This window comes from Foetidibacter luteolus (assembly GCF_009650435.1).
Classification (GTDB): domain Bacteria; phylum Bacteroidota; class Bacteroidia; order Chitinophagales; family Chitinophagaceae; genus Foetidibacter; species Foetidibacter luteolus.
This window is the reverse complement of record NZ_VVIP01000058.1, coordinates 173,946-199,264: the sequence shown is the minus strand read 5'-3', so window position 1 is coordinate 199,264 and position 25,319 is coordinate 173,946. Positions and strand designations below refer to the sequence as shown.

Here is a 25,319-nt window from a genome sequence, read left to right as displayed (position 1 = left end):
TTTCGGTTTTTCATGGCGGCCTTTAAGCGGGTATTATAGGGCTTATCGTATGGAATATAATGGTTGTTTCATCTATGATGAAATTTGTAAACTATGCAAAGCTTAAGGGCTGCTTCAACAGTATTTGGCCTCGCAATATTTTTTGTTAGCTTATATGGTTTTGCCAGGCAGCAGCAAAAAGAAGACGGCTTTATTACATACAAGGCAGATTTAAAAAAGGATAACCTGCAATTTTACTGGAAGGATGACAAGGGTAAGCCATTCAGAAGTATTCAAAACCTAAGAGACTGGCTTGTAAAACAAAAACTGACGCTGGTATTTGCTACAAACGGAGGTATGTATAAAACGGATAATTCTCCTTTGGGGCTCTATATCCAGAATTCTGTTACCCTTTCGGCGCTAAACAGGTTTAATGGCAATGGTAATTTTTACCTTAAGCCCAACGGCGTGTTTTACATAACAACAAATAACCAGCCCTTTATTTGCCCAACAAGTAAGTTTAAGAATAACGGAAGTGTAAAGTATGCTACCCAATCAGGGCCTATGCTGCTGGTTGATGGGCAGGTTCACCCCTCATTTAAGAAAGGTTCTCAAAACCTGAATATCAGGAATGGCGTTGGCATTTTACCCGATAACCGTGTTGTCTTTGTAATGTCGAAAAAGCAGGTAAACCTTTATGATTTTGCTGATTATTTTAAAAAGATGGGGTGTAAAAATGCGCTGTACCTGGATGGATTTGTATCACGCACTTATTTACCGGAACAGCAGTGGGTACAGGCTGACGGTGATTTTGGTGTGATGATTGGCGTTGTAAGAAAAGTGGATTAAAGCAACGCGACTCATTGTAGCCAACAAAAAATCCCATTCATTACTGAACAGGATTTAGGATTTGTCAGATGTTCTCTCGTCGCGGCTGTCTAAACGCCCTTCAGTTTCTTTATTTCTTCGGTCAGCTTAGGTACTACTTCAAATGCGTCGCCTACAATGCCGTAATCAGCAGCCTTGAAAAAGGGAGCTTCCGCGTCTTTATTGATAACCACAATGGTTTTACTGCGGTTTACACCTGCTAAGTGCTGTATGGCGCCTGAAATTCCGATAGCGATATACAGGTTGGGCGCAATCTGTATGCCCGTTTGCCCCACATGTTCGTGATGAGGCCTCCAGTGTGTATCTGCCACCGGGCGGCTGCAGGCTGTGGCCGCGTGAAGCACATGGGCCAGGTCTTCTATCATGCCCCAGTTTTCAGGCCCTTTAAGTCCGCGGCCACCGCTTACTACCACTTCCGCTTCAGTAAGTGGCACTTCGCCTTTTACCTTGTTTACATTGGTAATTTTTACTTTCGGCGCATCCACCGTTACGGCCAGTTCCTTTACCTCAGCTGTACCTTCGCCGGCAACAGTTTTGTAGCTGTTGGGGTTCAGGGATATTATCTTAACTGCAGAGGTTATGCCTATGTTGGCAAAAGCCTTGCCGCTAAAAACTGTTTTCTTAACCACAAAGCCATTGGAAGTATCCGGCAAGGCAATGGCGCCGGCCACCAGCCCTGCTTTTAACCTGGCTGAAAGGCGTGGCGCTACGGCCTTGCCTGTTTGGTTATGAGAGATAACTATAACATCTGCACCTGTAGCAGTAACGGCCTCTGCTATGGTTTTGGCATATACCTGCGCATCAAGATTGTTCAGGCTCTCGTTGTTTACATGCTGCACAGTTGTTATACCATACTTACCCAAGGCGGGTAAATCATCATTAACGGTGCCGAGCAATAAACCGGCTGCTGTTGTGCCCAGTTGTTTGGCCAGATCCGCACCATAAGTAAGCGCTTCGAAAGAAGATTTTTTTATGTGACCATCAGCGTGGTCAATAAGTATTAAAACAGACATCGGTATTTAATATTTTTTTGTTGGCAAACTTTGTTTGTTTATCAGTATCCCTTTACCTGTAACCAGCAACCTGTAACCTATATGGCTTTGGCTTCTTCGTGCAACAACCTTACCAGTTCGGCCACATTATCCGCGGCCACCAGCTTTACACCGGCTTTGGCAGGGGGTAGTTCATAACTGGCAACCTGTGTAAGCGTTTCAATTGCTGCCGGTTCTACAATTTTTAAAGGACGGGTGCGTGCCGCCATAATGCCCCGCATGTTAGGGATGCGTTGTTCGGCAACCCCTTTGGCGCAGCTTACCACAACCGGCAGGCTTACTTCCGCGGTTTCTTCGCCACCTTCTATTTCACGTGTAATGGTGGCAGTTGTACCGTCCAGTTCAAATTTTGTCGCAAGGGAAATGTATGGTGCATCCAGTAGTTCTGATACCATGCCACCAATGGATGAGGCGTTGTAGTCAATGGTTTCCTTGCCGGTAAACACAAGGTCATAGCTGCCCTGCCTGGCAATTTCGGCTATCTGCGCGGCCACATAAAAGCTGTCATCGCTAACCGCGTTAACCCGTATGGCTTCATCGCCGCCAAGGGCAAGTGCTTTGCGTATAATGGGCTCAGTATCTGCCCCGCCAACAGTTATAAGGTGCACTATTGTAGAGGGGTCTTTTTCTTTCAATTCTATGGCACGAACCAGTGCATACCATTCGTCATAGGGGTTGATGATCCATTGCACTCCGGCTTCTTCAAATTTTTTGTTGCCGTCTTTAAATGAAATTTTAGAAGTGGTGTCTGGTACCTTGCTAATGCAGACTAATATCTTCATACAACAAACTTTTTAACTGTATTGCCAAATGTAAGAAAGAGTTTTTAAAACAAGTTGTTTATGCAACTAATTTTAAGGAAAAATAAACCGCCGTAATTCTACGCTGAATCAACTATGCACAAGGTGAACTTTGATTTGCTATAAGCAGTTATCCATTGCTGAGTTAATCCGTTCGCTAATGCTGTCAGCCTGAGCTTGTCGAGGGCGGATTAAGATTACGTTGTATAATACGGTTTCGACAGGCTCAACCTGACATTGACTGCCGGGTAGAGAATCCAACCCCTTCGTTTTACTCAGGGCAGGCTACTGCGGCAATCGCTGAATAGACTTGCTGCAGTACAAGTGAGTGACACAACGATGTGTCATAGCAGTAATGCAGTCCGTCCCAATAAAAGAAAACAAAAAGCATATTACAGGGTAATTTTTACATTTGGCCAATGAATAAAATTGAACGCATACAAGACATGCTGAAAGCAAATGGCAAGGATAACTTTCTGCGCCATGCACTGGCATTGGAATACATAAAGGAAGGCAACGACGCAGAGGCAAGAAGATTGTTTGAAGAGATACTTACGGACTCTCCCGAATATACAGGCTCCTATTATCATTTGGGTAAATTGCTGCAGCGCGGTGGCGAAAAACAACTGGCGCTAAACTGGTTTGAAAAAGGCCTTTCAGCAGCCAAACTTGCCAAAGACCAGCATGCTTACAATGAACTGCAGGCTGCTTATGAAGACCTGGCCGATGAATAGCTGGTATCATTTTAGTTAACAACACCAATAAACGATGAAAAGATTTTTCATAGGGGCCTTTTTAAGTACTGTGTTGCTCGCCTGCGGCGGCAACAGTGAGCAGCCTGAGCAACAGCAGTTACCTGCCCCGGGTAAGGATACTTTAACCCTTGCAGAAAAAAAGGCCCGTGGCACGCAGATATTATTGGCAAAAGATACGATTGTATTGCCGGCACTAAAAGACAGCATAGTGGCCGAAGCTTATATGCCCGGTATGGGCAGGCATGTGGTGTTTGCCATTGATGTGCAAAAAGGTGAATCACTGTATGTACAATTGTTAGCGCAGGATACAGCCAACATACGTGTTAACCAGGTGTATAACCCGGCTGGCGAAGCGGATGGCCCCTTTCAGAAAGAGTTATTATTCCCCATTAAAAGTCACGGTACCTATAAGCTCGTGGTTGCGGAAAACCAAATGGCCGCGCAGGAGTGGAAGGGTGATTTTAAAATAAAGATAGCGTTGCGTTAGGTATAGCATACCCGCACCGGTAAATACTATCTTTGCAGCAAACGGCACGCCATGGATGTTAAGAACAATATACTGGAAACAATAGGTAACACACCGCTTATAAGGTTGAACAAAATAACCAAAGACCTGCCCTGTACGGTGCTGGCCAAGGTGGATTACTTTAACCCCGGCAATTCTATTAAAGACCGCATGGCCTTGAAGATGGTGGAGGTAGCCGAGAAAGAAGGCAAACTTAAACCCGGCGGTACTATTATTGAATGTACCAGCGGCAACACCGGCATGGGGCTTGCGCTGGCGGCCAGTGTAAAAGGCTACAAATGTATTTTTACCACTACAGATAAGCAAAGCAAGGAAAAGAGTGATATACTGAAGGCAGTAGGCGCCGAAGTAATTGTTTGCCCCACCAATGTAGAGCCGGATGACCCACGCAGTTATTATTCCGTTGCCAAAAGGCTGGAGAAGGAAATACCCAATGCATACCTCTGCAACCAGTATGATAACCTGGCCAACCGGCTGGCGCATTACGAAACCACCGGCCCCGAAATATGGCGGCAGACAGATGGCAAAATAACGCATCTTGTTTGCACGGCCGGCACGGGGGGCACAGTTACCGGTACCGCTATGTTCTTAAAAGAAAAAAATCCCGCCATCCAAATATGGGCCATTGATGTGTATGGTTCGTTGCTTACCAAGTATTTTCGCACCGGCGAAGTGGATATGAACGAAGTGCACCCCTACATTTCCGAAGGTTTTGGGGAAGACTTTGTTCCGCAGAATTATGACATGAGCGTGATTGACCATTTTGAACAGGTAACGGATAAAGACGGGGCTATTATGGCCCGTAAGCTGGCCAAAGAAGAGGGCTTATTTTGCGGATACAGTGCCGGCAGTTGTTTGCAGGGTTTGATGCAGCTAAAAAGCAGCCTGAAAAAGGATGACCTGGTGGTTTGTATTTTTCACGACCATGGCAGCCGTTATGTAGCCAAAATTTATAACGACCAGTGGATGATAGAACGCGGCTTTATGGATGTAAAAAGTTTTAAGGATATTATTAATGCCCGTGCCACCAAAAAGCTGGTAACCATTGCTCCGGAGCATACCGTTGCTGAAGCTGTTGAGCTTATGAAGAAATATGACATTGAGCACATACCTGTTACCGGCGGCAACGGCCCGGTGGGCTCGTTAAGCGAGGGTGGCCTGTTCCAGAAAATATTCAGCAACCCCGAAATACGCAACGAAAAAATCAGCGCGGTTATGGAGCCGCCTTACCCGGTGGTCTCGTTCGATACCCCGGTTGAAAGGCTGGGCAGCTTAATCAACAAAGAAAATGGCGCCGTATTGGCCAGGGATGAAAAGGGCGATTACCACATTGTTACCAAATACGATGTAATACAAAGCATGGCCAAGTAATTACAGGTTACAGGATGCCGGTAGGTTTTGGATTTTCCACAGGTGATGAGTGGCGGAATTTTTTTGAACCCGGCTTCTGCTTATTATGGCATCGCCTGTTGTGTCACTCACTTGTACGTCCGGTTTTTCATGGCGACATTTATGCGGGTATTAAAAGAGCTTCGAGCTATGAGCCATGAGCTATGAGTGGGGAGATGCAAGCTCAGCCTGACATTGGCTTGTTAACTTACGGCTCACAGCCCGCAGCTCACAACTCACAGCTTTTTACAACAATTATGAGCAATCAGCAACCAGGTATAAGAACCGTTAACGTAACACGGTATGTAACCCCGCTGAGGGAGGGCGGCTCCTTGCCGGCCATCGCGGAAGCGGACGACGGTTTTTTATACGTTATTAAATTTCGTGGCGCAGGCCAGGGCATTAAGTCATTAATCGCGGAACTGGTAGGAGGGGAGTTAGCCAGGGCGCTGGGCTTTAAAGTGCCGGAGATTGTGTTTGCGGAGCTTGACAGCGCCTTTGGCCGTACGGAGCCAGATGAAGAAATTCAAGACCTTCTCAAAGCCAGCACCGGGCTTAACCTGGGATTACATTACCTGTCTGGCGCCACTACATTTGATCCTGTTGTTACAACTGTTGACAGTTATCTCGCATCCGCTATTGTATGGCTGGATTGCCTGCTTACCAATGTTGACCGCACGGCACGCAACACCAACATGCTGCTATGGAACAAAGAGCTATGGCTGATAGATCATGGCGCATCCCTGTACTTTCATCATTCCTGGAGCAACTGGCAACAGCAGGCCATTAAGCCATTTGTACAGGTGAAAGACCATGTGCTGTTACCCCGGGCCACACAACTTGCAGAGGTTGATGAAGCATTCCGTAAAAAGCTAACCCCGCAACTGGTGCATGCCATTGTATCTCTTTTGCCTGATGATTGGTTGCAGGCGATGCAGCAGGAGGAAAGCCCGGATGAAATAAGGCAGGTATATACAGACTTTCTTACCACCAGGATAAACAATTCTTCCATTTTTGTAAAAGAAGCACAGCATGCCGGAAAACAATTTGTTTGAGTACGCCGTAATACGCATCGTGCCCCGTGTAGAGCGTGAAGAATTCCTGAATGTAGGTGTGATTCTTTATTGCCGCAGCCGCAATTTCCTGGCTACAAAAGTTACACTTAACCCCGAACGTTTTGCTACATTCAGCCAGGCTGTTGATGTAGAGGAAATACAGAAATACCTGCATGCTTTTGAACAGATAGCGGCGGGCAGCAAAGATGCCGGGCCTATAGGCCAGTTGGATAAAGCTTCCCGCTTCCGTTGGTTAACGGCCACCCGCAGTACGGTATTACAAGTTTCTAAGGTACACCCCGGCCTGTGCCCGGGCGAACCGCTTGAAGCGCTTGAAAAACTGCACCGCCAGCTTGTGTTGTAATGCTTGCAGTACAACAGTTTGTTAAACCGGCGGCATTCTGTATGCTTGTAAATAAATTTGCGGTTTGTAAAACGTTTTGACAGCAAACATTTTTGCGTTAAAGAATATCTGTATAATCTAAATCTATCATCATGCGTTCTGTATATTATAGCTTTGGTTGCCTCTTGGTTGGTGCTGTGTTGATGTATGGTTGCGGCTCATCAAAAGCCGCTGCGGAAAATGATTACCTGCAGGGTGCTTCCTGGCAGGCCAGGCCGTTAAATGTTGACGGCTACGACAGCGATTGGGTTAAGCCATTGCCTTACCACGATAAGAAAGAAAAGCTTGATTTCAATATACTGAATGACAGCACCAACCTGTATATTATCATGACCACCGCGGATGAGCTTACGCAACGCAAAATTTTGCAGGGCGGCCTTACCGTATGGGTAAATAACATTGCTGAAAAAACAGAACAGAATGCCGCCGGCATAGCGTTTCCGCTGGGTGAAAGAAGCAGCAAAGGCAAAAGCATCCTGCCGATTATGGGGCCGGGCTCTAAAAATAAGGTGATGGAACTGGACCAACTGAAAGATTATTCACTGTTTGGTTTTGGCGATGAAGGGGTAGAGAATGTTACCTATGGAGAGCCCAATAAGCAGGGCGTACAGGTAAGGCTGGATTTTAATGAAGCTGAGCAACTGGTTTACGAAGCCGCGATACCGCTTAAAGCTGTTTTTCCAAAGAATACCAGCGGCAACTACGGCAGAAGAAACATAGCGGTAGGCTTTGTAATAGATGCTGTTCCGCCGCAGCCTGGTGACAGGAATAACAACGGTGGCGGCGTATCTATCGGCGGCGGCATAGGCACGGGAACGTTTGGCAGCGGTGGTGGAATGGGAATTTCTATCGGCAGCGGTTCACTGGGCAGGATTGGCGGTGGTAAAAACAGGTACAAGCAAAGCAAAATATGGCAGGTAGTGTCGTTGGCCAGGCCGAAAAATTAACCTTGTTTTGTTGTACATCTCTCATTTCAAATTTTAAGGAAGCGAAATGCCCGAAAAAGAGAACCTGTATTTTATTGCCGTTATACCACCGGATGATATAAGTGCGGACATTGACAGGTTTAAACATGATTTTGCTACGCGATTTTCCAGCAAGGCGGCTTTGAAAGTAATGCCGCATATTACAGTAAAATCCCCTTTTAAGCTGGCTGCTTCCGGTCATGATGAAGTATTGAGCTGGTTCCGGCAATTAAATATCACGGTTGCCCCCTTTGAAATAACGCTGGAAAACTTTGGCTCTTTTGTAAATAAAAACAAACCGGTGATTTTTGTGCAGCCCCTTGCCAGTGAGCCATTGGCGGCTTTACAAAAAGAGATGATCGCCAGTTTTAGAAAGGCTTACCCATCCATACCGGTTATGTGGCCTGAGTGGCATTTTAACCCTCATATAACCATCGCCTACAGGGACTTGGAACTGGATAAGTTTAACCAGGCCTGGAACGAATACCAATTGAAACAATACTCAGCTACGTTTGAAGTAGAAGATATTTTTTTACTGCAGCATAACGGCAGGCAGTGGAAGATAATTGCATCACGGAAGCTTGTTGAGTAGTGAATCAAAACGCACAAGAGTGCGACGCAACGATGCCTCAAAATAGTTCCTCCTGCCGGGCCCATAAAAATTCTTTCTTTACTTGCCGTGTTTTATTTCAAGCTTGGGAAAGAAACTCATCAACAGCATGATGAATGCCAGCAGTACCAGCAGGAAAATACCAGCTTTTTTTTCAGGACAATCGCCCATGAAACAGGATGTTACAAGGATATAGTTGCGTATTGACCAGGCGAGGTTTAAAACGCAGATAAAAATGTTGGTGCGCTTGGCCCAGATGCGGGGTATGGCGAAAAATAAGAGACAGACTGTTGAAAAAACAATGTTCATAATACCGGGCTTGCCAAAAGTGGTTCCCCTGGCATTCATGCCAAACACGGTTAATTGCTTGCTGGCAATGTAACTTAACGGTACATAGTAACAAACCACAATTAATAGAAGCGCCGCTATAATGCCTGTAACCTGTGAATATTTCATATACTAAAAACGCCCCGCAAATAACGGGGCATTTGATTTATGGGGCGCCAGTTGATTGAAGCCCCTGTTATGTTGCCTTATCCGTTTATGTATAGTTGTTGCCAACCGGGCGCAAAACTACTGTTTTTGATTTAATCTTTTCAGCAGCACCACAACGCCTTAAACGGGTTAGTAACAATGTTACCGCTCCGGCATTTTATAACTCAGTGGTTTCTCATTCCGCAGCATCTTACCGGCTTCGCCGGTAAGCCAGAGGTAATGATCTGATGGTTTTCCATCCATCGTTATAAATGATGCAACCTTACTTACGGGCGGGTTATCTGACCCTTTAAAAATAGCGGTGCCTTCATTCACTTCGTCAAACATGGCTACGTACAACATAGATGCCCCCGCGGCTATCGCGGTAGAAATTTGCTGCCAGTAAAACCTGCCTCCCTGCCTGGGTATAGAGCCAACAGGTTTTACATCATCCGGAAATTCATAGCGGCTTAAGTTATGCCAGCTAAAACCCGGGTATATACATGGCGCATAATCAATATGGTTTTGCCTGCACCATTGCTGGTCGTCCAGTAAATTGTCTCTAAAGCGGTCCATATCATTGTGCAGCAATGGGCTGTAGCGTTGCACATTCCAGGGCATTACAATATCGCATTGCTTTATCAGCTCGTGCAGGTAAGGGTCATTCAAACAATCTGCGTTAAGGGTGCGCCACGCAGTTGGTACGCCCAGCATTACAGAACATCCGCCGTACATGGGATCATTCTTCAAAAAATCAATCAGCCGTTCAAGGCCTATGTTGCGAATGTTATACGGCCTGTCTGGAAAGCCAACCCCCCATATTGTTACAAGTGGTTTGCCGTTATGGTGCAGGTAGGTTTTATCGCCTGGTTGGTTGGTTACTTTCAATGAGTCAACCATATATTTCCAATCTTCTATCAATGCAGAACAATCTTCTCCGGAACCTTTTAAACCTGATAAATCATACATCACGGCTATGGCCCTTTTGTACCTGGACGCCGCTTCAAACGCCTGTTTCAGTATGCTTAAAGAAACCCTGTCACGGCCTTTGGCATTGCCAAAAAAACGCTGCATAAAAACACCATTCAGGCCGTATTGCTGCATCCATTTAAAATGAACATCCACCGTGCTTTTATCATAAGAGCTAAAGAACCTTGCCGGTTTGCCATCGGCCATCTTCCAGGGTGTCTCATAGGTCTTTTCGTATTCAGTAACATCCGGCCACATATCTATACCACTGCGTTCTTCATCACCATACGCAAAGCGCCTGGCGCCGCTGCCATCACCTTCCGCCCTGAACCAACCCTGGTAGCCAGCCATAACAAGCCCCTTATAAGAGTGATATAATGTTTGTTTGCTATGCTTTTGAGAAAAAGCGATGGTGACTAAAACCAACAAAGCGAAAGATGTTATCGCTTGTTTCATGCGTTGCTGTTTGAAAATGAAAGCTGCAAAGGCCAAAGCACATGGTACCAGGCCTTTGCAGCTTGGATTAGATTTTTTTCCATGCCTCCATGGCCATCTTATCTCGCAGGCTTGGTAGCGCTAAACCCACTTTCACCGCGAAACCATTTTCCTGCCTGGCCTGTAAGCCATAAGTAGTAATCACTGGCCAGTTCGTTTTCTATACCCACAAATTTTTTATCGCCATGTAAAGGCAGCGCATCTTCTTTTGCGCATTTGTAAATACCTGTGCCCTCATCAATCTCGTCAAACATGGCTACATACAAAGATTTAGCCCCGCTTATTTTAGCGCCCGCTACCTGCTTCCATAAAAAATCTCCTTTAAGCCTTGGAATTGAATTGTAAGCGTTCACATCATTCTTCAGGTTGCCCCAGCTAAAGCCTGGAAACACCAGCGGAACATAATCCAGCTTATTGGCCTGGCACCACTGTATATCACCAGCCAGTTCGCCACCAGCTACGTTATTATAGCTATCGTTATTGTACCTGCCTACCGCCCATGGCATAATGATGTCGCATTTTTTTGCCAGTGTATGCAGTGCGGATGAGCTCTCTGTGTCCTTCGATAATGTGCGCCAGTAATAAGGCACACCCAGCATAACGGATATTTTTTTCTCCGGCCCTTTCAGCTTGCTGATAAGCGCATCCGCGTCTGCAATAGAATACTGGCGGTTATCGTTAAAGCCTACACCCCAAATAGAAAGCAGGGGCTTACCATTGTGCCTTATATATGTCGGGTGCTTTTTGTTATCAAATAAAGAAAACAGGCTTTGCAGTTCGTTCCAGTCTTTCTCCAAATAGGCCACATCGGCGGCGGAGCAACCGCTCAGGTCATACATTACGCAAATAGCACGCTGGTATTTTTCCGCGGCTTTTAATGCATTTTCCAGCACCTTGTTAAAATGCCTTTTGCCACTTGGGTTAGACTCTTTTATTTCTACCACAAAGCGTTGCATAAACACACCATCAATACCATAATCTTTCATCCATTTAAAATGCAGGTCAACACTTTCTTCATCGTACGGGCTGTACAATGGCGCATTGCTGCCGTTTGCAAATGAAAATGGCGATGGATATTTCTTTGTGTATTCGGTCATGTCGGGCCAGAAGTCAACAGCGCTGCAGCCTGGCTTAAACCCACCGCAACTGCCGTTTTGAAAATGGTACCAGCCGCGGTTTGATTCATCTCCTTCAGCCGCAAACCAGCCCTGGTACCCAGCCATTACCAGGTTCCTGTACGATGTATATAAACAGCCCGTTTCATCATACACTGCTTCTTCCACCTCTTGCGGTGGATTGGGGGGCGGGTTATTATCGCCACCACTCTGCGTTTTCTTAGAACAACAGGTTATAGCCAGCAACAGCGGCATTAATAAAACTGTGGTGAGTTTTTTCATAATTAGCTTTTGAATAATATGGAAGATTTACAATAAATTTTTTATGGTACCGGCAATAGTATTTCATGGCGACTTCGTTGCGTCGCAATCACTTCATCGTTCTGTTCATTGGGCGGCATTTAAGCGTAGGCAGTTGATGTAACAGGTTTGGGCTATGCCCAAACCTGTTACCATTACGAGGCAATTCCTACGCTTACATGCCGCCATGAAATACCGGACGATGAACGTAGTGCGACGCAACGATGCTCAATTGAAAAACCAGTCGCTGGCCACCAAAAAAATGTCTTTGGTTATAGCTTTACCGCCGGTGCGTAATTCAATTTGGCGTCGCCAATATCTATTAAAGCACCCGCCCTGAAGTAATAGGAGGTGCCGGCTTTCAATACACTGCTGTTGGCATCCAGGTCAATTTCTAACGTATAAGTATGGTTAGGATCAGACACCGCGTTCAGCTCCTGTTCCGCAGCCACCAGCCGCATGGGTTCGCCAACCCTTGAATCGGAATGCGCATACAAACCAATTTTCTTGATGTTATTAATAACCTTTTGTTCCAGCTTAAAGCTGGCTACTACCTTGTTGCCATTCTTGTTGATGCTTACATCCTTCAGTCGTATATAAGGCGTTACCGTAAAGTCGAGCGTGGTTTTGCCCTGGATATTAATATCCTGGGGTTCAACGGCGATAAAATTGCCCCTTACCGGCTTGATAGTGTATGTGTTGGCGAATAACAGGCTGTTCTCGTACGTGCCATCATTTTTTACAATAAGGTACTGCAGTTGGCCGGTACCATAGCCATGCTCAAATATTTCTATTTGTGTGCCTCGGATGATGTCCTGCTGCACCAGTTCACCGGTTTCGGCATCAACAAAACGGCCGGAAAGCCCGGCATTGGGGGCGTCGTAATTATCTTTTTTACAAGATGTGAATGCCAGAAGGCCGATGAATAAAATTGAAATTATCTTGTTCATAAGAAGTAGTTAACCTCGCCCCTAACCCCTCCCTGAAGCAGAGGGGTTAGAAGGAGAATGAAAAATTAATACTGTGGATTTTGCACCAGGCCATTAGAACCTATGCCCGGTATGTAACGGTAATAAGCCCTTGTTTCAAATGTTTTGGGATTGGTGTTGGGTACATTCACCCGCACAAAAATGTATTTCTTATCAGGCAATGCCCTCAGGTCCTGTAAGGGCAGAATGGAGTGCATAAACCGGTTGTTGAACTGGGTGTGAAACTCCCTGCGGCGGATGAGGTCCCAGAAACGTTTGTTTTCAAAAGCCAGCTCCACTCTTCTTTCCCTTTGAACATTATCTGACGTAAGCGCCACGGTACTGGTATGTCCTGCACGCTTGCGTATATCATTTAGCCCCGCCGCTGCTGCCGCTGCATTACCGGTACCGCTTTCTACAACAGCTTCGGCGTAGTTTAAAAGAATTTCAGCATAGCGAAATTCAATGAAATCTGTTGTGCCCTGGTTCCAGCCTGGCACCACCGGCGCATTCTGGTTCATGAATTTTTTAAAAGAAAAACCAGTGCGGGTATTGTTGCCTCCATAGGTATCAAAACCAGAATACATGGTAGTGCTGGGCGCTCCGTAAGTATAGTAAGTAGTGCCGTTTATGGTAATTTCATCCTTCACACGTATTACTGCCTGGCCGTCTGGTTTTACATAACCCGCCTGTATAATAATGGGTATGCCTTTCCAGTTTGTTTGCGGCAGTATGGCAGTGCCCCAGAGGCGGGCATCTTTATTTTTAAAGATGTCATTGGGTGTATCAAACCGCAGGTAAGTTTTGGCGGTACTGTAACCATTGTAATCGTTCACGTTGCCATCTGTCGTGGTAACAATAGGTGCGCTCTGCCCGGGGTTATCATAGCTCTCGTATAAGTCCACCAGGTCTAGTGTGGGGTTCATACGTCCGGGGTGTGGCCAGCCATTGGCAACCTGTGCGGGCTGGTACCAGATATCGTAGTTCTGGCCGGTACCATTGCCGGGGATGGTAAATCCTTTGATGAAAATAGCTTCATCTGTTGCTCCGTTAGGATCCTGGAAAAGCAACCTGTAATTTTCCGCTGCTTCATTCGCATTGGCAGGACTGGGCCTGAACAGGCGGAATTCCCCGGAATTAATGATGGCTTCGCATGCAGCAATGCAGGCGCTGTAGTAACCGGCTGCATCGGATGTATTGAGGCCAATCAGGTTTTGCGAAACAGCATCGCCTGACATGGGGGCACGGGGGCCAAACTTTGCCAGGGAAGCTGCATGCAGTGCGGCCCTTGATTTCAACGCATAGGCGGTCCATTTGCTTGCACGCCTGCCTTTACCTGGAGCAAGGTTGGCGATGGCGGCATCGCAAAGTTCCATTACATAATCCCAGGTTTGTTTTTCCGTGCTACGCGGCACTTTAAGGCTTTCTGCCGTACCATCGTATTTCTGCGATTCTTTAATGAGGGGAACGCCACCGTATCGTTTAGCCAAAGCAAAATACGCGTAAGCTTTAATAAAAGCGCTTTCACCGGTAAGTGCCGCCCTTTCATCATCCTTGATGTTTAGGGTAGGTATTACATCAATCAACAGGTTTACATCGCGTATCAGTTTATAACCTTTATCCCACCACTGAAAATCATCGTTGCCAACAAAGTCGCCGAACTCGCTATGTACGGCTTCGTCGGTTGACATGGCCGGCGCAAACCCGCCATTGTTCACATCGCCGGTACCGGGGCTGCCGTTCCAGTTAAAGCCCTGCCTGAAATAGGCAAAGTCTTCAATAGGTAGCTGCGAATAAAGGTCGGCCATGTAAAGCTTCACGCCCTGTGGGTCGCCAAAGATCACATCGGCGGTAATTCTGTCTGTAGGTTCCAGGTCAAGCACTTTGGCACATGACGCAGTAAACAGGGCGACAGAAAATATATAGATTCTTGCTTTTTTCCATTTCATAAATAGAACTTTTTAGAAAGTGAGGTTCATGCCGAAATTGTAAGTCTTCATCAGTGGGTAATTAAAGCCTGCGTTAAAAAGGCCTTCCAATCTTTCAGGATCAAATGGCTTTACAAACTCATCAGCAAAAGTTAGCAGGTTAAAGCCGCTGGCATATATACGCAGCTTTTGTATGCCTGCAGCCCTGTACCATTTGGGGTTAAGTGTATAACCTAACTCCAGGCTCTTCAGGCGCAGGTAAGAAGCATCTTTACGCCATACAGAGCTTTCCCTGTACATGGCGCCCACATCACCGTTAAACCTGGTAGCAGGCCATTTGCCGGGTATCCATTCACTTTTAGGATCGTAAGGGTCGGCCTTGTGCCAACGGTCAAAGAAGTAGGCAGGTGTATTACCGCGGAAGGCCAGCATTTCAGCATATACTTCACTAAACCTTACAGTGTACATGGCAGAACCCTGGAAGAGCAGGTTTATATCAAAACCTCTCCAGGAGCCATTCAACGTAAAACCGTAGTTGATGCGTGGGTTTTTTCTGCCGCCTGCATTCAGGTCGCCATTGTTACCAAAAGCGCCGGTGAACAGTGGAAGCTCATCCCTGCCGTCAATTACCCCGTCATTGTTTACGTCGGCATATTTAAAATCGCCGGGCAGTTCACGAATATTTGCCTGGTCGCCGTTTTGCAATGGCCAGTTGGCAATCTCATCCATGTTTTGAAACTGGCCCAGGTAGGTATAACCCCAAACGATATCGTTATAACGGTTGTTTTCGCCGCTTCTCCACCTGTCGTAGCTGCTGAGGAAGGGCCCCCTTTCTACATACAGGTTCATGGTGCGGGCATAGTTGAAGTTGGCGGATACATTGTATGAAAATTCACCGATGCGGTTGTTGTGTGATACGGTAAACTCAAATCCCTGTGTGCGTTGGCTGTTCAGGTTTTCTTCCGGCAGTGTTGTGCCAAAAGTGTTGGGCAGCGACACATTTTTGCGGGCCGGTATGCCTTCCATATCCCTGCGGTAAACATCAAATTCTAAGGTGAGCTTGTTGTTCCATAAGCCGATATCAATGCCAATATCTGTTGTTTTAGCGGTTTTCCAGGTAAGTGTGGGGTTAACCAGGCCCGGAGCCAGTGCGCCATTGGTAATAACGCCGTTGTCAAACTCGTATAAGCCGCCACCTGCCAGCGCAAAACCGGGTATCCATTGGTAAGCGCCTATGCCATCGCTGGCGCCCACTTTACCATAAGATGCACGCAGCTTTAAATTAGAAACAACAGGCAGGTGATTTTTAATGAACTTTTCTTCTGAGATTCTCCAGCCGCCACTTACAATCGGGAAAAATCCCCACCGGCTTTCCGGCGGAAATGCGTAAGTGCCCATGTAACGGAAGGCGAACTCCAACAGGTATTTTTTGTCAAAATCGTAATTAAAGCGGCCCAAAACAGCCTGTGAAGCAGAGCGGCCTTCATTACCGGAGTTTTTTACGCCATTGGGATTGGCGCTGGCCCGGTCAATCTGGTCAAGTGTGTAGAAGTCGTACAGCCTGCTAAGGTTGGCATAGCGGTCCCACTCCTGGCGCTGCTCAAAAGTTCCCATTACGCTAATGTTGTGCAGGCTGGCAATGGTGCGGTTATAAAAAGCCTGCGCCTGTAAAGTAACCCTGTTGCTATTGCTAAAACCTTCCCCTATACCGCCGGTACCTACACGCTGTGGAGACTCTATATACGTGTCATTCACATACGTGTAAAGTTTATAAGGCTTGCCTACATCCTTGCCCTGGTAATTGTTCATGTCGTAAGAGGCCAGTCCCTTTAGTGACAGTCCTTTTACAAAAGGAACATCATACATTAATGCAAGGCTTGTTTGCAGGTTGCGGTTTACTGTTTCACTGTAGCCGGTAATACTGCGTTGGGAAAGCGTTAATGGGTTTTGGTTGCTCGGTGTTACTACTGCCGGGTACAACGGGTTGCCATTGGCAAATGGTTGTTCTGTTGGCAGGGTAACACGGGTGCCTTTAAAGATGTTGAAGAAGTTTTCACCGGGGCTGCTTTTTTTGTCGTAACGGCCGCCGATGAGTATTTCCGCTTTCAGGTTTTTAGCCAGTTCGGTAGTAATGTTAGAGCGCAGGTTGTACCGTTTGTAGCCCATATCGTTACTGCGCAGCAGGCCACCTTCGTCAAAGTAAGCCAGGCCCATGTAGTATTGGGTTTTTTCATTACCGCCGGATGCTGAGAGGTTGTGCTGCTGTTGTATAGACTGTCCTTTCATGGTAACATCATACCAGTCTGTACTTTGATAGCCGGGGCCGCCTGCCATCCATTTGTCCAGCTCTTCCCTTGTTACAAAGGGTTGCCCGCCGGAAAGAATAGCAGCATCGTTGCGCATCTGCATCCATTCGCTGGCATTAGCCATTCTGGGTACATCGGTTGGTTTACCAATGCCCACCACGCCGTTATAAGAAAAAGCCGTCTTGCCTTTGGCGCCTTTACGGGTGGTAACAATTACTACACCGTTGGCAGAGCCAAAACCGTAGATAGCGGCAGAAGCATCTTTCAAAAAAGAAATGCTTTCAATGTCTTCCGGGTTCAGCCGCTGAAATTCGGAAGAACCGTCACGTACAATACCATCAATAACGTACAGCGGTGTTCCAAAACCACGTATGTTAATCATATTGTCGAAAGTGCCCGGCTCGCCGCCTAACTGGCGTATTTGCAGGCCGGCTACTTTGCCCTGTAGTTTTTGTGCAAGGCTAACGTTGGTGCTGGTTTGTATTTCTTTATTGGTAATATTAGCAACGGAGCCGGTTAGCGTTTCTTTTCTTTTAACGCCGTAACCTACTACTACCACATTACCCAACTGTTCGTCTGTCGCGGCCAGGGAAATGTTGATGGTAGTGCGGTTGCCTATTGTTTCGGTAATGTCCTTCATACCAATAAATGAGAATACCAACTGCGTGGCGCTTCCGTTAACGGTAATGCTGTAAGCGCCTAATGCGTCAGTAGCTGTAATAGCCACCTGTTTGCCACTGTTGTCCTGCGCATATACAGTAGCGCCGGAAACAGGGGCACCGTCTTTGGTGTCGGTTACTTTACCGGTAATGGTCTTCTGTTGGGCAGAAGCAAAAACCGGCAGCAGGAACACCCATAATAAGAGGTAATAGATTTTTTTCATATCAGTTATTCGGTGTTAGTTGACAAATGAGTAATGGCAGTTTGTATGCAGAGAACTGGCTGGCTGGTTTAGACAGGTGCCGCACCACGGTGAATAGAATTGTTGCAGTACAAGTGAGTGACACAAGTAAAGCCCCATAGTAGCAATCCAGCCCGTCCCAAAATATTTGTATAGAAACATTGGCAGGTCAATTCTTTAAACAATGTGGATACCAGCGATAGTTTTTTATGGCATCATCGTTGCGTCGTCCCGAAACCTCGGGATTCATCTGTAGTACTTATGGCATCAATCCGTCTCTGCATTTATCCTTTTCTGGACATGAATCTTACGGCGGAAAAAATATGGCATGTAGCATGGCAGCAGTTTTGGGTGAATAATCAGGTTACTTAGCGTAAGCAGCAAAGACTACAAAGCGGCTGTTGCGGTTCCCCAGCTTTTGTTTGGCTTTGGCCCCATTTCCAGCTCCAGCGTACCGCCATCCGCCAACTGGTTGTGCGTAAACCAGGGTGTGTTGAGGGTTTTGCCGTTTATTGTAGCGCTTTGTATATATTTATTTACCACGGAGCAGTTGTTGGCTTTAATGGTAAATGTCTTTCCGTTGGTTAATGCAATGCTCACTTTGCTGAATACAGGGCTTCCGATGGTATATAGCGGCAGGCCGGGCGTTACGGGATAAAAACCCATGGAAGAAAACACCACAAAAGCAGTCATGCCACCGCCATCCTCATCGCCGGGAATGCCATGAACATTATCTTTAAACCACACATCCAGCAGGAAGCGAATTCTTTTTTGTGTTTTCCACGGCGCATTCGTGAAATTGTAGAGATAGGGAATATGGAAACTGGGCTCGTTACCCATAGAGTATTGGCCTACCAGGCCTGTAGCATCAGGAAACTTGTACCAGAAATCGTGCTTGCTGCGGCCTAAGCCCTCACGAAAAAGCTGGTCGAGCTTTTGTTCAAAAGCAGCTTTGCCACCTACAAGATATATCAGGCCGGGAATATCCTGCTGTACCTGCCAGGCATAAGTATAGCCGTTGTTTTCATCGTAGTAGTCGCGACCACCGGGGCCACCGTCAAACCTGGGGTCTATATTAATCCAGTTGCCTTTATCGTCTTTGGGCATAAACAATTGCTTGTCTGCATGCCATAAATTTTTATAGTTGTAAGCCCTTTTGCCAAACAAATCTGCGTCACCGGCTTTACCAAGCTCTTTGGCAAACTGGCCCAACGCCCAGTCGTCGTAACTGTGGCCCAATGTTACCGCCACCGCCTGCCTTCTTTCAAAATGATGTACCTGCGGAATAGTCTCCTTTTCGTTTTCATGCAATGCCGGAAACCAGCCTTTTTCGTGGTAAAAATCATCCAGCGTGGTCTTGGGGCCATTTTGCCAGGGTATCATCGTGGCATCGGTAGCGTTTTTGCGTATGGCTTCATAAGCTTTGCTGATGTCAAAATTTTTCAGGCCCTTGCGGTAAGCATCCAGGAAAACAATGGAAGAGTGAAAGCCATTCATGCAGGCATGGTCGCCATAAAGCACCGGGAAAGTGGGCAGCCATCCGCTTTGCTCGTACATTTTTATGTAGGATTGCAGCATATCTTCCTCCTGTTGTGGATTCAAAATCATGCGCAAAGGATGGTGGGCAAGGTACGTGTCCCAACTCCAGTCATCCACGTAAAAGGGGCGGGTGTCTTTGTTGATTTGTTTATTGAAACCGCTGTAGTAGGCGCCATCTTCGGAAATATTAACCATTCGCTCATAGCACCTGTACAGGGATGTATAAAAACTACGGCGCTGTGCATCCGTACCGCCTTCAACCTGCACCTGGCCAAGAACAGCATCCCAGGCTTTTTTGCCAGCATCTGCCAAAGCCTGGAAGCTTTTGCCGGAAAGCTCCTCATCGAAATTCTTTTTGGCCTGCTCCGGGCTGATATAGCTGATAGCATAACGAAACTCCAGCTCTTTTACCGAAGGCGGGAAAGATAGGGCCGCTCTGGGGTTGGCTGTATTGTTTCCCTGTAAGTTGGCGATGCCGGTTTTGTCAGCAACGGAAACAGAGAATGTCTCGCTAAAGCGGCCATACATGAACACTTTAATGTCACCATGAAAGGTTTCCAGGCCGGTAATTTCACCCGGGGAAGGAAACTGCCAGTTGTGTTCATCCCCGTTATAAGTATTTAATAATAAGTTTCTTGAGTTAGATACCGGAAATTTAAATGTAAAAATGCCGGCCTTCTTACCCGGCGTGAATTCAACCGTTATCTCATCCTCAACCAGGTAAGTGGAATAAGACCATGGGCGGTTTATTTCCAGTTGGTGATCGTAGGGCATACGTTCATTCCAGCTTTGAAGTGTGAGTGGCTTTATGGTGGGCTTAATAGAAAAGACCTGCCCTATGCGGTGCGATACGATTGTAAGGGGAAAGCTGGAGATTTCGTCATCCAGGTAATCCTTGCGCTGTGGTGTAAACCTTACCAACTGGTTAGGCAGTTGCACGGTTGGCCGGGTAGGCTCCAGCAACTGCCCGATATTTCCAATTGTTGGGTCAACATAGGTCTCAACGCTGCTTGACGGATTAGAAGTTGAAGCATTGGGGGGTATATGAATATTTTGATTGCCGGCGGCAGAATTTGATTTTTTGGTTTTTGGCTGGGCTGAAGCCGGGTTGCTGTGGCCATCTTTGTGAGCGGCCTGCCAGCCAAAACTTTGCAGGCTGCAACAGAAAAAAGTGAACAAAAGAGTCAGTATTCGCATCATACGGCAATCGTTTCGGTTGATTGAATATGACTGCAAGAAACCCGTGCGGTATTAATAAACCGGCTAATAAACCCATTAATTGGGAAATTAATTTTCTGATTTGCAGGAAATTAGGGAGGAAATAGGTGAAATAGCAACAGTTTTATGCAGGGATTAAGGGAATGGCAATTTTCTTAGTAAATAAAAATTTTATGGCTTCACTTATTATTTATAGGTTTGCGCTTTAACTAACTCGCAAACTTTAAACCGATTTATACCCTTTTTCTGCATAAAAATTACCTACCGCTTTCACAATAAAACTAAAACTTAAAAAATGAACAAGAATCTCTTATTGGTATGTGCCCTAACTGTATTGTCCTTTTATTCATGTAGAAAATGTTACGATATACCCCAAAAACCGAAAGGCAAAACTGAGCTGCTTACCGGCCCAACATGGGTGTATGACACTATTTACCGTTACTGGGGGTTGCCTAAACAGTCAACTATTTATATTAAAGGCAGCGATAATAATGCAGAAGACTGGTCGCTTGAAGAAGTGAAGTTTAATAAAGATGGGACCTTTAATGAAGTTCTTCCAAATGGCGGATTGAGAAATGGCTGGTGGTATTTTAACAACGATTCTACCCATCTAATTACGTACGATTACCAATTCTCTAATGATGCAACGATTGAGTCACTTACTGATAAGCAAATGAAATTTTTAGATGAGATCAATCATGTTCGTGCTGTAATGGTGCCCAAAGAATAATAGTAAATCAAAGACTCATAGAAATAGCCGTCGCTACCGGGTATGTTTCGATAACCTTTAGCGACGGTTATTTTTTAGCATTATACCTCGCAATAACCCAATCCCATTTAATTTGAATGTATGATGTAAGCCGGTAAAAGTACGAAACCGGCTCCGCCTCTCGCTACTAGTCATTTACCTCTCCCCACTCGCTACTCTCGCCGGTAACACCCACAAATTACTCTACCCCGGTAATTTCTTTAAAGCTGGTGGTTACCTCTTCTCCATAATTTTCGCGGTACTCTTTGGAGAATTTCAGCCATGCCTCTTTGGCCATGCCATGGCGGCCCAGTGTTACAAGGCTGCGGCATTTATACTTCAGGGCGTCTTCATTCAACTGGTCGAACAGGAAAATGCAATTGCAAAGCCTGATGATAAACTCTGCTTCGGCGGCGGTGTCTGCAGTAACAATATAACCGAGCAGCTTATCAATCACCTGGCTGGAAATATCCGCCTTAATATCGTCAAGCCAGTTATAGTGCAATTCAGTTAAAAATGCTCCTTTACCAACAATATCAGCAAGCCGCATTATTGCAGCCTTATCTGTTGCACTTATATTGCCGATAAGTGACATATATTCCTGGTAGTCAGTATAAATTGAATCATTTGTAACCTCGAATTTCCATTTGCCGGATTCTTTTCCTATATGGCATTCACCTACTTTTTCCAGTATGGTTTTCAGCTTCACCACATTTACTGAAAAATTGTTTTTAGCATCTTTCAGTGGTTTATCGTGCCAGAGTATTTCGTACAGTTTTTCAGCCGTTATGCCCCTGGCTTCGCGGTAGCTGTACACCAGTATCAGCAGAAACAGCTCTTTAAGCAAAGGGGTAAACTGCTTGGTAATATTAGTGCCGCTTTTGTCAAAAGCCTCAAAGCCGCCAAACAATTGCAGCAGGGCTTCCTGCTTTTTCTCACCGGCAGCATACACTGGCGTTTGCTGGGCGGGGGCAGTGGCAATACTTTCAGCAGGCGGTACGTATGCAGTTGCCACCTGCCGAGGGGCCTGGGCGACAATGGCTTTTTTACGCCTCATGTAATAATAGGATGCCCCCGCAGATACAACCAGTAAAGCCGCCAACGCATAAGGCCAGTAGCCGGGCATCCCGTTGGTAGCCTGTTTCGCTGTTTCGGGTATATTCGGTGGAAAATCAAGGGTGTACACTTTTACCTCTGTACTGCTGTGCCTGGCTGAAAACAGGGTTACCGCTACCAGTTTTTTACTAACCGGGCAATAAAACAGGTCCGCATAAGACTCTATATCATGGTAGGGGTAGGGTATGCTGTCTGCCATTATTTCGTAAACCGGCGAATGTAGCGAGCCCTTTATCAACTGCAGGGATGAGTTAAACCTGTCAATGGGGTAAGTAAGCGCATAATAGTTGCGGGTAGCGGAATCAATAATAAGGCTGTTGGCAAAGCAAAACTGCAGTGCCGGCTCCTGTAATTGTAAAATATGGCTGTAGGTTTTGCGCTTAATATCGTAAGCGGCCAGTTCGTAATTGTAACGGGGATTTATCGTTTGGTCGCCGGTTTTGCTGCCATAACCGCCCAGTATATAGGCTGTATCGCCTTGTGCGTTAAGACCTACGGCTGCAAGGTACCTGGGGGATACTTCGCCGCCACTGGTTATAACAGTTTCCCATTTGCCGGTGTTAACAGCATAACGCTGCAACTGGTTTTTATAATGCAACTGCCCATAACCGCCAAAAATGTACAAGCTGGTGTCTAACGTTGAAAAAAACTTGTTGGCATGCCAGAACTCAGTAAGCAGGGCAGGGGTAAAGTTTTGGGTCCACCGCCGGTTGGTTGTGTCGTATATGCTTACTTTTTGTTGGTCTATGTAAAAATTATACAGCTTATTGGTAAATGTGCTGTATAAACTCTGGTTGCCCGGCAACAGGCTATCATGCCGGGCGGATAGCGGCGTACTGGCGAGTTGCATGTTTTTAACGGCCAGTTTGTATAAAGTGTCTTCTGTTATAACGTACAGCGTTTCGGTACGTGCGTTAAAAGCAATGCTGGCAGAGCCCCTGGTGGCAAAATTGTTAACCGCTTGCCAGTTTTGGTGGCGGGGTTTTATCCAAACCGGGTTTTTTACAATGGCTGCCTGGTTGCGGATATCGTCGGTAGCCTGCAGGCCGGTGCTTTCTGACAAAGGATAAAAGTAAACCGGTTTACCAGCATCGTTAATGCGTATGTCTTTAATACGCATGGGCGGTATGTCAACGGTTTGAAAGCCGGCAAGGTCGCTGGCGCCAAAACAAATCCTGCTGCAGGCATTACTGCCGGGTTTAAGCTTGCCTCTTGCTATCAGTTTGTTGTTAAGGTAAAAGCAGGGGTCTTTGGCCGGGCCTGCAAATTGTATTTTAAAATTATTCCATTGCCCATAAAGGCGGGCCTGCTCCACAGTAAAAACCACCGAAAAATTTTCTCCTATAACAAAATTAAAGTTCAGCAGGCGCTGGTTGTAAACAATGTCAATATTCTGGTTGTCCTTTGTTACTATGCGTACCACGTAACCAAAATAGGTTTCCATATCGGGCGAAAAGCTTATGTCGAACGAAATCTCTGTGTTCTCTTTGATGCAAAATGGTTCCGATGGCGTTAAATTCAGCGAAGTTCTTTTCTCCTGCACCACTTCATGGCTTAAAAACTGCAGGCCATGAGACTGGCCCATAGCTGTACAGAACAATAATAACATGCATAAAACAGGCAAGATGCGTTTCCCCATAGTCAGTCTTACAATAACGGCCACAAATTAGGGAATTCCGTTTTATTGTGAACCCCGTATAACTATGATGCCAACAAAACAGCGTGCACACAAACACTGCGGCACGCTGTTTTGGTAAAATATGCTGCCGGTAAATTTTAAGATAACGGCCTTATTTTAATATTCCTCCATTGGCTTGATCCCGGGTGCTCCTGCAGTGCTATTTTGCCTTTGGCAACTTTGGCAAAATTGGCAAATACCGGGTTTTTAAATTTGCTGTTGGCTACCATGTTGTTCCATTCTTCGCTGCCTATTTGCCCTTCAAATGTTTTAATGCCGTTAAGCCAAAAAGTAAGGTGGCCTTTATCCTGGATTATTTTTACCTGGTTCCATTCGCCAACAGGGTTAGGTTTAGATACGCTGGTATCGCCGTGCATATCATACAAACAGCCGGCCAGGTGGTTCTGCTTTTTGTTGTCATCGGCATCAATATTATCCAATACCTGCATTTCCGGGCCTGTTAAATAAGTGGCCCTGTTTTCAGGGGCTTCCTGTATGTCAAAGATTATCCCACTGTTGCCGCCTTTGGATATTTTCCATTCAAGGTGCAGTTCAAAATTTTCGTATTCGCTGTTGGTTACCAGGTCGCCGCCCCCTTCTTTTGGCTGGGTTGGGTCAAATACCAGGGCGCCATCCTTTACCTGCCATTTGGCGCCAACGGTGTCACGCAAGTAGGTATGCCAGCCGTTGGTGGTTTTTCCGTCAAACAGCAATTGCCAGCCTTCCTTTTTTTCTTTTTTGGTTAATGTGTTTGGGGTTTGCGCCATAGCCGTACCACAAAGCGTTGCCAGTAACGGTAGAATAAGTCTTGTGTTTTTCATGATGCCTGTTTTGAGCGTACCAAGGTAAGTCAACTGCAGGTAACCAAACCGGTATTATCGGGCTAAACAGGTTACATTACGGTGAAATTTATAAGAGGAGCTGAACTCTCATTAACCGGGAAAGTTTAAAATGCAAGATGTTATTGCGCGGAAACATGCAACAGGGAAGGTAATTTTGGATACCGGCGTTCGGTTTTTCATGGGAGCTTCGTTGCGTCGCAATCCTTTCATCGTCCGGTTCTATGGGCGGCTTTTCAGCCCGGGTAGATGTTTTATGTTGAACCACGCAAGACTCCACCTGGGTATTGAGGTTAAAATACG

General features: G+C 46.1%; 20 protein-coding genes. 9 read left to right on the top strand and 11 right to left on the bottom strand.

Going from position 1 to position 25,319, the window contains the following annotated elements; translation table 11 throughout:
- The first annotated feature begins 93 nt into the window (after positions 1-93).
- Positions 94-828 carry a phosphodiester glycosidase family protein gene (locus F0364_RS18710; protein ID WP_153799331.1) on the top strand — a complete coding sequence of 245 codons (735 nt, stop codon included), beginning with the start codon at positions 94-96 and terminating at the stop codon, positions 826-828.
- Positions 829-917: 89 nt separating this feature from the next.
- On the opposite strand, the gene F0364_RS18705 is transcribed toward F0364_RS18710, so the two are convergent.
- Entirely contained in the window at positions 918-1,880 is a 963-nt protein-coding gene (locus F0364_RS18705; RefSeq protein ID WP_153799330.1) for an electron transfer flavoprotein subunit alpha/FixB family protein, read from the bottom strand.
- A gap of 77 nt (positions 1,881-1,957) precedes the next feature.
- Positions 1,958-2,701, bottom strand: a complete 744-nt coding sequence (locus tag F0364_RS18700) for an electron transfer flavoprotein subunit beta/FixA family protein (protein ID WP_153799329.1) — start codon at positions 2,699-2,701, stop codon at positions 1,958-1,960.
- A 437-nt stretch (positions 2,702-3,138) separates the two neighbouring features.
- On the opposite strand from F0364_RS18700, the gene F0364_RS18695 reads away from it, so the two are divergent.
- The 7 genes from F0364_RS18695 (at position 3,139) to F0364_RS18665 (ending at position 8,404) form a co-directional block, all read left to right on the top strand.
- Positions 3,139-3,453 carry a hypothetical protein gene (locus tag F0364_RS18695; RefSeq protein ID WP_153799328.1) on the top strand — a complete coding sequence of 105 codons (315 nt, stop codon included), beginning with the start codon at positions 3,139-3,141 and terminating at the stop codon, positions 3,451-3,453.
- A 34-nt stretch (positions 3,454-3,487) separates the two neighbouring features.
- Positions 3,488-3,961, top strand: coding sequence for a hypothetical protein (locus F0364_RS18690; protein ID WP_153799327.1), 474 nt, complete (start codon positions 3,488-3,490; stop codon positions 3,959-3,961).
- Positions 3,962-4,012: 51 nt separating this feature from the next.
- The gene (locus F0364_RS18685) at positions 4,013-5,371 is read left to right on the top strand and encodes a pyridoxal-phosphate dependent enzyme (protein ID WP_153799326.1); all 1,359 of its coding nucleotides are present in this window, start codon (positions 4,013-4,015) and stop codon (positions 5,369-5,371) included.
- 275 nt (positions 5,372-5,646) lie between these two features.
- Complete coding sequence (locus F0364_RS18680; RefSeq protein WP_153799325.1) at positions 5,647-6,444, top strand: HipA family kinase; 798 nt, start codon at positions 5,647-5,649, stop codon at positions 6,442-6,444.
- Positions 6,422-6,808: a DUF3037 domain-containing protein gene (locus tag F0364_RS18675; RefSeq protein WP_153799324.1), complete on the top strand. Its 387-nt coding sequence runs from the start codon at positions 6,422-6,424 to the stop codon at positions 6,806-6,808. The genes F0364_RS18680 and F0364_RS18675 overlap by 23 nt, the downstream gene beginning before the upstream one ends.
- 131 nt (positions 6,809-6,939) lie before the next feature.
- Positions 6,940-7,794, top strand: coding sequence for a hypothetical protein (locus F0364_RS29010; protein WP_207632758.1), 855 nt, complete (start codon positions 6,940-6,942; stop codon positions 7,792-7,794).
- 46 nt (positions 7,795-7,840) lie between these two features.
- Positions 7,841-8,404, top strand: a complete 564-nt coding sequence (locus tag F0364_RS18665; protein WP_153799323.1) for a 2'-5' RNA ligase family protein — start codon at positions 7,841-7,843, stop codon at positions 8,402-8,404.
- Positions 8,405-8,482: 78 nt separating this feature from the next.
- Here the strand turns inward: F0364_RS18665 and F0364_RS18660 are convergent, their stop codons facing one another.
- The 7 genes from F0364_RS18660 to F0364_RS18630 all read right to left on the bottom strand — a co-directional run bounded on the left by F0364_RS18660 (position 8,483) and on the right by F0364_RS18630 (position 20,617).
- Positions 8,483-8,878: a hypothetical protein gene (locus F0364_RS18660; RefSeq protein WP_153799322.1), complete on the bottom strand. Its 396-nt coding sequence runs from the start codon at positions 8,876-8,878 to the stop codon at positions 8,483-8,485.
- 180 nt (positions 8,879-9,058) lie between these two features.
- Complete coding sequence (locus tag F0364_RS18655) at positions 9,059-10,321, bottom strand: glycoside hydrolase family 99 protein (protein WP_153799321.1); 1,263 nt, start codon at positions 10,319-10,321, stop codon at positions 9,059-9,061.
- A 98-nt stretch (positions 10,322-10,419) separates the two neighbouring features.
- Complete coding sequence (locus F0364_RS18650; protein WP_207632757.1) at positions 10,420-11,757, bottom strand: glycoside hydrolase family 99 protein; 1,338 nt, start codon at positions 11,755-11,757, stop codon at positions 10,420-10,422.
- Positions 11,758-12,047: 290 nt separating this feature from the next.
- Positions 12,048-12,725: a DUF3823 domain-containing protein gene (locus tag F0364_RS18645; protein WP_153799320.1), complete on the bottom strand. Its 678-nt coding sequence runs from the start codon at positions 12,723-12,725 to the stop codon at positions 12,048-12,050.
- A 65-nt stretch (positions 12,726-12,790) separates the two neighbouring features.
- Positions 12,791-14,692 (bottom strand): RagB/SusD family nutrient uptake outer membrane protein, encoded by a 1,902-nt coding sequence (locus tag F0364_RS18640; RefSeq protein WP_153799319.1) that lies wholly within the window; start codon positions 14,690-14,692, stop codon positions 12,791-12,793.
- Positions 14,693-14,704: 12 nt separating this feature from the next.
- On the bottom strand, positions 14,705-17,860 hold the full coding sequence (locus tag F0364_RS18635; protein ID WP_153799318.1) for a SusC/RagA family TonB-linked outer membrane protein: 3,156 nt from the start codon (positions 17,858-17,860) through the stop codon (positions 14,705-14,707).
- A gap of 405 nt (positions 17,861-18,265) precedes the next feature.
- A complete protein-coding gene (locus F0364_RS18630) occupies positions 18,266-20,617 on the bottom strand; it encodes a GH92 family glycosyl hydrolase (RefSeq protein WP_235921146.1) in 2,352 nt (783 codons plus the stop codon).
- A gap of 313 nt (positions 20,618-20,930) precedes the next feature.
- On the opposite strand from F0364_RS18630, the gene F0364_RS18625 reads away from it, so the two are divergent.
- A complete protein-coding gene (locus F0364_RS18625; protein ID WP_153799317.1) occupies positions 20,931-21,365 on the top strand; it encodes a hypothetical protein in 435 nt (144 codons plus the stop codon).
- Positions 21,366-21,582: 217 nt separating this feature from the next.
- Here the strand turns inward: F0364_RS18625 and F0364_RS18620 are convergent, their stop codons facing one another.
- Both F0364_RS18620 and F0364_RS18615 read right to left on the bottom strand, forming a co-directional pair.
- Complete coding sequence (locus F0364_RS18620) at positions 21,583-24,108, bottom strand: Kelch repeat-containing protein (protein ID WP_153799316.1); 2,526 nt, start codon at positions 24,106-24,108, stop codon at positions 21,583-21,585.
- A gap of 167 nt (positions 24,109-24,275) precedes the next feature.
- Positions 24,276-24,998, bottom strand: a complete 723-nt coding sequence (locus F0364_RS18615) for a 3-keto-disaccharide hydrolase (protein ID WP_153799315.1) — start codon at positions 24,996-24,998, stop codon at positions 24,276-24,278.
- Between the last annotated feature and the right edge of the window lie 321 nt (positions 24,999-25,319).

Excerpts from the sequence above, each read along its gene's own strand:
- F0364_RS18655 (WP_153799321.1), bottom strand. The coding sequence starts at position 10,321 with ATGAAACAAGCGATAACATCTTTCGCTTTGTTGGTTTTAGTCACCATC.
- F0364_RS18640 (WP_153799319.1), bottom strand. The coding sequence starts at position 14,692 with ATGAAATGGAAAAAAGCAAGAATCTATATATTTTCTGTCGCCCTGTTT.
- F0364_RS18615 (WP_153799315.1), bottom strand. The coding sequence starts at position 24,998 with ATGAAAAACACAAGACTTATTCTACCGTTACTGGCAACGCTTTGTGGT.
- F0364_RS18675 (WP_153799324.1), top strand. The coding sequence starts at position 6,422 with ATGCCGGAAAACAATTTGTTTGAGTACGCCGTAATACGCATCGTGCCC.
- F0364_RS18650 (WP_207632757.1), bottom strand. The coding sequence starts at position 11,757 with ATGAAAAAACTCACCACAGTTTTATTAATGCCGCTGTTGCTGGCTATA.
- F0364_RS18690 (WP_153799327.1), top strand. The coding sequence starts at position 3,488 with ATGAAAAGATTTTTCATAGGGGCCTTTTTAAGTACTGTGTTGCTCGCC.
- F0364_RS18630 (WP_235921146.1), bottom strand. The coding sequence starts at position 20,617 with ATGATGCGAATACTGACTCTTTTGTTCACTTTTTTCTGTTGCAGCCTG.
- F0364_RS18705 (WP_153799330.1), bottom strand. The coding sequence starts at position 1,880 with ATGTCTGTTTTAATACTTATTGACCACGCTGATGGTCACATAAAAAAA.
- F0364_RS18680 (WP_153799325.1), top strand. The coding sequence starts at position 5,647 with ATGAGCAATCAGCAACCAGGTATAAGAACCGTTAACGTAACACGGTAT.
- F0364_RS29010 (WP_207632758.1), top strand. The coding sequence starts at position 6,940 with ATGCGTTCTGTATATTATAGCTTTGGTTGCCTCTTGGTTGGTGCTGTG.
- F0364_RS18685 (WP_153799326.1), top strand. The coding sequence starts at position 4,013 with ATGGATGTTAAGAACAATATACTGGAAACAATAGGTAACACACCGCTT.
- F0364_RS18695 (WP_153799328.1), top strand. The coding sequence starts at position 3,139 with ATGAATAAAATTGAACGCATACAAGACATGCTGAAAGCAAATGGCAAG.
- F0364_RS18665 (WP_153799323.1), top strand. The coding sequence starts at position 7,841 with ATGCCCGAAAAAGAGAACCTGTATTTTATTGCCGTTATACCACCGGAT.
- F0364_RS18645 (WP_153799320.1), bottom strand. The coding sequence starts at position 12,725 with ATGAACAAGATAATTTCAATTTTATTCATCGGCCTTCTGGCATTCACA.
- F0364_RS18625 (WP_153799317.1), top strand. The coding sequence starts at position 20,931 with ATGAACAAGAATCTCTTATTGGTATGTGCCCTAACTGTATTGTCCTTT.
- F0364_RS18620 (WP_153799316.1), bottom strand. The coding sequence starts at position 24,108 with ATGTTATTATTGTTCTGTACAGCTATGGGCCAGTCTCATGGCCTGCAG.
- F0364_RS18635 (WP_153799318.1), bottom strand. The coding sequence starts at position 17,860 with ATGAAAAAAATCTATTACCTCTTATTATGGGTGTTCCTGCTGCCGGTT.
- F0364_RS18660 (WP_153799322.1), bottom strand. The coding sequence starts at position 8,878 with ATGAAATATTCACAGGTTACAGGCATTATAGCGGCGCTTCTATTAATT.
- F0364_RS18710 (WP_153799331.1), top strand. The coding sequence starts at position 94 with ATGCAAAGCTTAAGGGCTGCTTCAACAGTATTTGGCCTCGCAATATTT.
- F0364_RS18700 (WP_153799329.1), bottom strand. The coding sequence starts at position 2,701 with ATGAAGATATTAGTCTGCATTAGCAAGGTACCAGACACCACTTCTAAA.